This is a genomic window from Sphingobium sp., from assembly GCF_048594625.1.
Lineage (GTDB): Bacteria > Pseudomonadota > Alphaproteobacteria > Sphingomonadales > Sphingomonadaceae > Sphingobium.
Genome location: NZ_JBMDWL010000068.1, coordinates 1 through 8,694 on the forward strand (window position 1 = coordinate 1; position 8,694 = coordinate 8,694).

Annotated in this window: 8 protein-coding genes and 1 pseudogene; 1 reads left to right on the top strand and 8 read right to left on the bottom strand. The window is 66.1% G+C overall.

The features are described from left to right. Positions 1-396: beta-galactosidase trimerization domain-containing protein (locus ACOJSJ_RS08290; RefSeq protein WP_420144514.1), on the top strand; the 396-nt coding region annotated here is incomplete at its 5' end. A 185-nt stretch (positions 397-581) separates the two neighbouring features. Here ACOJSJ_RS08290 and ACOJSJ_RS08295 read toward each other — a convergent pair. The 8 genes and pseudogenes from ACOJSJ_RS08295 to ACOJSJ_RS08330 form a co-directional block, all read right to left on the bottom strand. Further along, on the bottom strand, positions 582-1,649 hold the full coding sequence (locus ACOJSJ_RS08295; protein WP_420144515.1) for a hypothetical protein: 1,068 nt from the start codon (positions 1,647-1,649) through the stop codon (positions 582-584). Next, positions 1,646-2,854: an SGNH/GDSL hydrolase family protein gene (locus ACOJSJ_RS08300; RefSeq protein WP_420144516.1), complete on the bottom strand. Its 1,209-nt coding sequence runs from the start codon at positions 2,852-2,854 to the stop codon at positions 1,646-1,648. The genes ACOJSJ_RS08295 and ACOJSJ_RS08300 overlap by 4 nt, the downstream gene beginning before the upstream one ends. Further along, a complete protein-coding gene (locus tag ACOJSJ_RS08305) occupies positions 2,854-3,582 on the bottom strand; it encodes an SDR family oxidoreductase (RefSeq protein WP_420144517.1) in 729 nt (242 codons plus the stop codon). The genes ACOJSJ_RS08300 and ACOJSJ_RS08305 overlap by 1 nt, the downstream gene beginning before the upstream one ends. Before the next feature lie 4 nt (positions 3,583-3,586). Then, a complete protein-coding gene (locus ACOJSJ_RS08310; RefSeq protein WP_420144518.1) occupies positions 3,587-4,645 on the bottom strand; it encodes a Gfo/Idh/MocA family protein in 1,059 nt (352 codons plus the stop codon). After that, positions 4,642-5,835 (bottom strand): extracellular solute-binding protein, encoded by a 1,194-nt coding sequence (locus tag ACOJSJ_RS08315; protein ID WP_420144519.1) that lies wholly within the window; start codon positions 5,833-5,835, stop codon positions 4,642-4,644. The genes ACOJSJ_RS08310 and ACOJSJ_RS08315 overlap by 4 nt, the downstream gene beginning before the upstream one ends. Further along, positions 5,832-6,953 carry an ABC transporter permease gene (locus tag ACOJSJ_RS08320; protein ID WP_420144520.1) on the bottom strand — a complete coding sequence of 374 codons (1,122 nt, stop codon included), beginning with the start codon at positions 6,951-6,953 and terminating at the stop codon, positions 5,832-5,834. Before ACOJSJ_RS08320 ends, ACOJSJ_RS08315 begins: the two co-directional genes overlap by 4 nt. After that, the gene (locus ACOJSJ_RS08325; protein ID WP_420144521.1) at positions 6,950-8,440 is read right to left on the bottom strand and encodes a sugar ABC transporter ATP-binding protein; all 1,491 of its coding nucleotides are present in this window, start codon (positions 8,438-8,440) and stop codon (positions 6,950-6,952) included. The genes ACOJSJ_RS08320 and ACOJSJ_RS08325 overlap by 4 nt, the downstream gene beginning before the upstream one ends. Further along, positions 8,440-8,694, bottom strand: a pseudogene (locus tag ACOJSJ_RS08330) (sugar ABC transporter substrate-binding protein); the annotation flags it as partial. The gene ACOJSJ_RS08325 and the pseudogene ACOJSJ_RS08330, both read right to left, overlap by 1 nt.

Sequence of the window (8,694 nt, forward strand, 5' to 3'; positions counted from 1 at the left end):
ACCTACGACAATCCGGGCGGCTGGCTCGACGGCAGGCCCGCCATCGTCTCGCGCAAAGTCGGCAAGGGCCGCATCACCTATCTCGGCGCATGGCTGGAGCCCGGTCCGATGCAGCAACTCGCCGACCATTTGCTGTCAGAGGCGAAGGTAGAGCCGATCGTCCCGAACGCGCATCCAGACCTCGAAATCAGCGAGCGCGCAGGCAAGGGCAAGCGCGTCCTGATCGTCATCAACCATGGCCATGAAGCGCGTCCGCTGACCCCGCCGACCGGCGCGAAACTGGCGCAGGGCCAATGGCAGAATGGCCAGATGGCCCCCCACGGCATCGCCCTGTTCGAACTGAAGTACGCGCCCCCAACCCGTCATCCCAGCGTAAGCTGGGATCTCAGGCCATGACGCGCCAGACCCACAACGACCCCAGCTTGCGCTGGGGTGACGACCGAATCTGTCCTACCCCTCACACCTTCGCTAACATCACCCCGGCTCTTTCCAACAGCTGACATCCCACCGACATAAAATGTCCAGCCCGCGTACATAAATGTCAAAATCAGCGGGAAATGTGCGAAGTTAAGCGTCAGAGCCTACCACGGCACCGACCGCGCCACCGCAATCCCGCGCACATCATTGGGCCATTTCCCGCTGACCGCGCAATAATGGTGGTACAGCGCGCCCTTGGCGTAGACGATCGATGGCTTGTGCGCATATTTCTCGTCCACCGATCCGGGCGCGCCATGGTCGACCAATATCTCGTCCACCTTGCGGAAATCGGTCAGCCCGTCCCCAACGGCCAGCAGGTCGCGGGCATAGCCATCGGTCGACAGCCCGAAATAGAACATCGCCCATTGCCCGCCATGGCGCAGCACCACCGGATCGCTGGCAAAGCGGTCATCCCACGAACCCTTCGCTCCATTGCGCAACAACGGACTGGCCGGATGCCGCACCCAATGTTTCAGGTCGGTGGATGTCGCGAGGCCTGTCTGCTCATGCCACGGCTCGCCCTTGGTCTTGGCATTGTAGAACAGATGATAGGTCCGCCCGACCTTCATGAGGTATGGCTTGTACAGCCCGCCTTCCTCCCACGGCGCGCCGCCATCGGGGAACAGAATCGGCGCAGTCTTCTCCCAGTGGATCAGGTCCTTGCTATAGGCCAGACCAATGACCGCCGGTCCCGCTTCATAGCCTGTGCTGGGATAGGCATGCCATGCGCAGACATAGCGCCCGTCCACCTTGATCAGCCGTCCCGGCGACATCAGGTCATTGTCGCGCAATATCGATGCGGTGGCGATATTATATCGCGTAATCGGATCATCGGGATCGCGGGCGAGGATAATCCCCTTGCGCCGCCAGTTGATCAGGTCGTCGGACTCCGCCAGCCCGGTCTGATAGCCCGTGCCGTCCCACCCGACATAGGTCATGCAGAACCGCCCCTCATGGGAAAAGACGAAGGGGCAATCGACCAGCTTTTCGTCGAACGTGCCTTTGACGCCCGATCCCGCCAGCACCAGCCTGGGATATTTATACGGCGTCCGAAACGGCGCTATCGGATCTTTGCCCCCAACCTTCGCCGCCGCGCCCTGCGCCGCCAGTCCGCCAAGGCCCAGCGCCGCAGCGCCGATGAATTGCCGCCGATCCACGATCCTGTCCCTCATTTCCCGCACGCCTTCTGTCCCAGCACGACCGGCAGAGCCGCCGCCGCCATCCGCGCATAGCCCGCATCATTGGGGTGCAGATGGTCGCCAATCTGGTCGCTCAACCGCATGACCTTTGGCTGTCCCGGCTCCTGCATGGCCGCATCGAAATCGATCACCGCGTCGAAGGATCGCCCATTGTCCCTGATCCAGCGATTGACGGTCTGCCGCCGTTCCTCGCCCGCCGCATCGGCATAGGCCGCCCCTTCATAGGGCAGCAACGTGCCGATAATGACCTTCAGCCCGCGCGCCTTCGCCCGCGCCAGCAACTGCCGGTACGCGCCGATGATCCGGTCCGCCGACACCTGCTGATATTGCAGTTCGGGCTGACGCACCTTGCCGATGTCGTTAATCCCTTCCAGCATCACCACATGGGTCGCCCCCGGCACTGACAGCACATCGCGGTCGAACCGCGCCAGCGCGTTGGGACCGCGCCCGTCATGCAACAGGCGATTGCCGCTGATCCCCGCATTGGCGATGGCCCAGCACCGCCCGGCCTTGTCCCCCGCCAGCAGTTTCGCCAACTGGTCGGGCCAGCTCATCCCCTTGCCCGGCGAAGCGCCTGCGCCCTCGGTAATGCTGTCTCCGAACGCCACCAGCACGGCGTGCCGATCCGCGTCCACCTCGACCGCGCTGACGATCCCGCCCGCCCGCACCCGGTGAGGGGCGGGCAATTCCTCCTGATCGGTCAGATCGCCCGGTCCCGCGACATCGACCATCTGCGCATGCGCCGCGACCTTCGCCTCACCGCTATAATGGACGCTGACCGCCAGCCTTTCGCCCGCCTGCACGGCAAAGGGCAGGGGGTCGCTCAACATCGGCGCCCGCGCCGGGACGATCACGCCCCGCTGCCCTGCAAAGGCCAGCCTGCGCAAACTCCCCGCCACGACTTTCCCGTCCGCATCGATCCGCACCACCGACACCCCGCCGATACTCAGCGGCGCATCACCCAGCTCGTTCGACAGCCGCAGCCGGATCGTCGCGCCTGTCGTGCCGACCCGCACCTCCTGCCGCACCGTTTCGTCCTGATAGGGGCGGCCCAGCGCATCCTTGATTGCGGGTTCATAGCCGATGGCCGGGGCGAACCACCCCGGCACCCAGTTTTCGGCCCGCGCCGTCCCCGCAAAAGCGCAGGACGCCAGCAGCAACAGCGCGATCCGCCGCATCAGATCGTCCAGCCGCCATCGATATTGTGGATCTGCCCGGTGGTATAGGTCGCGCCTGCCAGATAGACGACCAGATCGGCAATCTCCTCCGCCCGGCCCAGCCGTCCGATCGGCTGCCGCGCGACAAACGCCGCCCGCGTCGTTTCATAATCGCCCTGCGCCGCCAGCCGGGCGTTCAGCGACGGCGTATCCACCGTGCCGGGGCAGATGGCGTTGCACCGCACCCCCTGCGCCACATGGTCGGCCGCAACCGCCTTGGTCAGGCCAATGACCGCCGCCTTGGTCACGCCATAGACGAACCGGTTCGGCACGCCCTTCACGCTCGACGCCACCGACGCCATGTTGATGATCGCGCCGTCGCCCCGCGCGATCATGCCGGGCAGCACCGCGCGCACCATCCGCGTCATCGCCCTGACGTTCAGCGCATAGGCGAAATCCAGATCCTCGTCCGACGCTTCCAGCACGGTCCCGCCATGCACCACGCCCGCGCAGTTGAACAATATGTCCGCCCGCCCGGTCAGCGCCCCCGCCGCGTCGATCGCATCCCTGCTCAAAACGTCCAGCCGCGCGACCTCCACCTTGTCGCCCGCCAGATCGGCCAGCGCGCCTTCATCGATGTCGGTGGCGATCACATGCGCGCCCGCCTGCACCAGCGCCAGCACGGATGCGCGCCCGATGCCATGGGCGGCGGCGGTCACAAGGGCGGTCTTGCCCGAAAGGTCGATCACGTCTCTATTCTCCCTCGAGAGCAGTCATCGGCGTGCCGGGCTGCGCATTGGACTGGTAACAGGCTTCGACCAGCGCCATGGTGCGCCACGCATCCTCGACCTGGGTGGCCAGCCGCGCGTCTTCCCCGGCGGCATGGCGTTGCAGGTTCGCCATCGGTCCCACGAAGGCATCGGGGAACCATCTCCCCTCCAGCGGCACCTGTTCCCACGGCCCACCGGTGTTGGCGATCCACAATTCGTCCGGTTCGCCCGTCGGGTAATCGAGCAACAGGCCCAGCTTCACCATCGCTGCGCCTTTCGTGCCCTCGACGCGAAAGGCCGCGTCTTGAAACTGCCGCCCGAAATCATAATGATGGTTGATCGACAATGTGACCCGCAACATCGATCCATAATCCAGTATCGCGCTGGTTCGCGTGTCGGTCAGCGGACTGGACGGGTGACCATAGCTGCGCGCAAACACGCCGACGGGATCGCCCACCAGCGCCCGGATGGTGTCGAGATAATGGATCGAATGGGATACGATCTCGACCCGTGGATTATCGTTCAGGTGCGGAAACAGATGCCATGGCGTGACGAGGTTCAGATGCACCTCTATCTCCACCAGTTCGCCCAGGTCGCCGCGCGCGATGGCATCCGCCACCGCCAGCATCATCGGCGAATAGCGCAGCTGGAAATTCACGGCGGCGTTCAGCTTCCGGTCCCGGCACACCGCCCGGATCGCACGCGCTTCCTCCAGATTGAGGCCCATCGGTTTTTGCAACAACACGCTTGCCCCTTCGGGCAGGGCGGACAGGATTGCCCGGTGCGCAACCGGCGGCGCGGCGACATCGAACACCGCATCCTGCGTCGCCGCTTCCTCCAGCGACGCGAAGACCGTCGGAATATCCCACGCCTCCGCCAGAGCCGTTGCCGGCGCCACATCGGTGTCGAACAGCCCCGCGACTGCGAACCCGGCCTTGGCGTAGGCGGGCAGATGCGCGTCCTTCACGATCCCGCCTGCGCCGATGATGACGATGGGTCGGGGCGCGGACGGCATGGGCCAGCTTTGCCGCAGCGCGCTCATGCGATCGTCTCCGCCGCCGCCTGCGCCGCCGCCAGCAGGTCCGCCGTCGGCGCATCGCTCGTCATCGCCTTGCCCAGCATATCGTCCACCACATGGGAAATGGCGGCCAGATGCGGGGTCAGCGGCATTTCGCGCGCATGCTCATGCAACCAGTCGAGCCGATGATAATAGGGGATGGCGGCATTGATCTCCGGGTCGTTCCAGCTGGACCGGCGTACGCCGATGGCCCCTTCCGTGGTGGTCAGCCTGTCCATCGGCGCGCTCGCCAGATGGCGCAGGAAATCCCATGCCAGCGCCTTGTTCGGCGAACCCGCGCCGATCCCCAACACCCAGAAGACGTTCAGCGACACGCTGCGCCCGCCCGGCCCGGCGGGCAGCGGTGCGACATCCACCAACCCCCGCACCGTGCTGTCTTCCGCCGTGTCGGCATAGGCGGCAAAGCCGAACCAGTTGGCCATCATCGCCACCTTGCCCTGCGCGAACAGCATGCCCGACGCCACGCTGTCCAGCGCCCGCGCACCCGGTGCAACGGCTCCGGCATCCCCCGCCAGCGCCCGCAGATAATCCAGCGCCGCATGCGCTTGCGGCGACGTGAAATCCGGCCGTCCATCCCCCCCGAACGGCTCGCCGCCCCGCGACCAGATATGGATGCAGAAATCGTAAAAGCCGTTATGTCCATCCGGAAACTGCGCCAGCACCGTGCCGTACCGTTCCTCATCCGGCCGGTGCAACGCCCGCGCCGCCGCATGGAAATCCGCCCATGTCTGCGGCACGTCCAGCCCCGCCTGCGCCAGCAGATCCTTGCGATAGACCAGACATTCCGGTCCATCATGATAGGGCATGCCCCAATAACCCCCGGCAAAGCGCTGCATGCTCGTCAGCGAAGGGGACCAGGCTTCGGGAAAATCGGCAACGGGCGCCCGCGCCATATGCGGCGTCAGGTCTTCCAGCAGACCCTCCGCCTGCGCCTCCGCCAGCCAGTCCGTCGCCATGAAGGCAATGTCCCAGTCGCCTTTGGCCAGGCCCCGCTTGCCGATGATCGCCTCATGCAACGGGTTCAGGTCCATCGCTACCGGATCGATCTCCGCATCTACGCCGGTCACGGCGCAGAAATCGGCAAACTGCTTGACGATGGCGCTTTCGAACGGCCCGAACCGCCGCACCGCGACACGCAAAACCGGCTTGCTCATGCGGACACTCCCTTCGTCCGCCGCGCCCGTCCCGCGCCCACGGTATAGATGGCCGCCGCCGCGACCACGACGACGCCTTCGATCAGGCCCTGATAATTGGCCCCCAGATTGAGGATGTTGAACCCGTTGGTCAGCGTGAACAGCAACAGCGCGCCCACCACCGTCTTCACGACGCTGCCCGCGCCGCCGAACAGCGACGTGCCGCCCAAAATCGCTGCGGCGATCACCGTCAGCTCCGCTCCCTGCAGGGCGGTCGGGTTGATCGCGCCCAGACGACAGGCGAACAATATCCCGGCAAAGCCCGCCGCCACGCTCGACAGCACAAACGCCCCGATCCGATAGGCGTTGACGTTGATGCCCGACAGCCGTGCCGCCTCCGCATTGCCGCCCACGGCATAGACCCGCCGCCCGACGACGGTGAAGCGCAGCACGAAGCCGACCAGCGCGGTAAACAGCGCCAGATAGATGACGGGCGCGGCCAATGTGAAATCCCGCCCGGCAAAGGCCGCACAGCCGAACAGCACCACGCTGCCAACCGCCGAGCTCACCCGTCGTCGCGCGAGCGCATAACCCAGCAACGCCGCGCCGATCACCAGCAGCAGCCAGAAGGCCGAAACCCGCCCGCTTTCAAACGCCAGCATCTGCGTCAGCACCTCCGGCCGCTCGACCATCAGCGACCGCCCGTCGGTCAGGATCAGCACCAGCCCCCGCACCGCCGTCAACGTCCCCAGCGTCACGATAAACGCGTTGATGCCGACAAACTGCACGATGGCTCCGTTCAGCAGCCCGATCGCGCCCGCCGTGCATAGCGCCGCGACCGCAGCCGCTGGAAACCCGACCTGCCCCGCCAGCGCGATCAGCACGGCGGCGGCCAGCGCCGCGACCGACGCCACCGACAGGTCGAACGCGCCGGTGATCAGCATCACCGTCATGGCGACGCCCATGATCCCGACCAGCGACGCCTGATAGGCGATATTGCCCAGATTCTGCCCCGATATATAAGCGGGCAGCCCCCGGCTCGCCGCGATCCCCGCCAGCGCCGCGATCAGCAGCGCCAGCGCATAATAGACGCCCGCTTCGCGCAGGCTCAACAGGCGGCGCCAATCCTGCCCGCTCATGCCATCATCCCTTCAGAAAATGCTGCCCGGCTACCCCCGGCCGCCAATATCAGGTCGGTTTCGCTGATCGCGGCCGGATCGACCTGCGCCACCACGGCTCCGTCGCGCATCACCAATATGCGGTCGCAGATGGCGATCAGTTCCTCGAACTCGGACGACACCAGCAATACCGGCAGGCCATCGTCGGCCAATTGCCGGACCAGCCGCAAAATGTCCGTCCGCGCGCCGATGTCGATGCCTGCCGTCGGCTCGTCCAGCATCAGCAATCGGGTGCGATCCTTCAGCCATTTGGCGATCACCACCTTCTGTGCATTGCCGCCCGACAATTGGGTGGGCAGCGCATCGGGGCCGGGCGTCTTGATGGCCAGCCGCGCGATCGCCGCCTCCGCCTCCGCCCGCTCGCGCCCCGGCGCCTGCATCATCCCCAGATCGTCGCCCAGCGCGATATTGTCGGCCAGCGACAGCAACGGCACATAGCCCTGTTTCGCCCGATCCTCCGGCACCAGCGCGATCCCGGCCATCACCGCCTCGTCGGTCCGCCTCTGCACCGGCACGCCGTTCAGGAATATGTCACCCTGCGCTGCGCCATCCGCCCCGAAAATCGCATGCAGCAATTCGCTGCGCCCCGATCCCAGCAGGCCCGCTATGCCGACAATCTCGCCCGCCCGCACGCTCAGGTCGGTCGGCGCAAGGGTAGGCGACGCCAGCCCCTGCACATCCAGCACCATATCGCCAAATGCCCGCACCCGTCCGTCGCGATGCAGCGCCGCCACCGACCGTCCGGCAATGGCATCGGCAATGTCGGTTTCGTTGAGGTCCGCCGTCCGCGCATCCAGCACCGCCCGCCCGTCGCGCAACACGGTGACAGTATCGGTCAGCGCCATGATCTCATCGATGAAATGCGAAATGAACAGGACCGTCCGTCCCTCCGCCTTCAATCGCCGGATCGTCGCATAGACATTGTCGCGCTCATCCCCGGCCAGCGAAGCGGTCGGTTCGTCCATGATGATCAGCTGCGCGTCGGCGGCGATGGCGGCGGCGATGGCGATCATCTGCCGCTTGCCGATGGGCAGATCCTGCACCAGCGCGTCGGCGGCAAAGGGATCGCCCATATCGGCCAGCGCCGCCAGCACTTTCGCCTGCATCGCCCGGTCGCCGCGCCACATCCCGCCCCGGTCCAGCAGCATATTCTCCATTGCCGACAGGGTGGGGACCAACGGCACATGCTGATAGATCGTCGCGATCCCCGTCGCCTTTGGCGCGGCAGGTCCGCTCCAGCGGCGATCCTCCCCCCGCCATATGATCCGCCCGCCGCTCGGCGGCATGGCGCCTGCCAATATCTTGATCAGCGTCGATTTGCCCGCGCCATTGGCGCCCAGCAAGCCATGTACCGTCCCCGGCATGACGGCCATGTCCACGCCCTTCAACGCCATGGTGCCGTTGGGGAAAGTCTTGGTCAGCCCCTGCAATGTCAGGACAGGCGTCATCACCACTGCCCCACGCACGCATCGACATTGGCCCGCGTCACGGCGGGGATGGGATAGGTCAGGAACCGCTCGCCCGCCTTATGTCCCTGCGCCGCGCGATGGAGCGCCTCGAACGCCAGAGCGCCCAGCGCTTCGGGCTTGAAGCAGACAGTTCCGTCCACCGCCCCCGCCTTGATCGACGCGATGGCCAGCCGCGATCCACCCACGCCCACCAGCCGTGCTTGCGATCCCGCCGCCCGCACCGCCCGCGCGCA

Bases quoted from the DNA above. Each gene is read 5' to 3' on its own strand.
- ACOJSJ_RS08295 (WP_420144515.1), bottom strand. From the start codon at position 1,649: ATGAGGGACAGGATCGTGGATCGGCGGCAATTCATCGGCGCTGCGGCG.
- ACOJSJ_RS08300 (WP_420144516.1), bottom strand. From the start codon at position 2,854: ATGCGGCGGATCGCGCTGTTGCTGCTGGCGTCCTGCGCTTTTGCGGGG.
- ACOJSJ_RS08310 (WP_420144518.1), bottom strand. From the start codon at position 4,645: ATGAGCGCGCTGCGGCAAAGCTGGCCCATGCCGTCCGCGCCCCGACCC.
- ACOJSJ_RS08315 (WP_420144519.1), bottom strand. From the start codon at position 5,835: ATGAGCAAGCCGGTTTTGCGTGTCGCGGTGCGGCGGTTCGGGCCGTTC.
- ACOJSJ_RS08320 (WP_420144520.1), bottom strand. From the start codon at position 6,953: ATGAGCGGGCAGGATTGGCGCCGCCTGTTGAGCCTGCGCGAAGCGGGC.
- ACOJSJ_RS08325 (WP_420144521.1), bottom strand. From the start codon at position 8,440: ATGACGCCTGTCCTGACATTGCAGGGGCTGACCAAGACTTTCCCCAAC.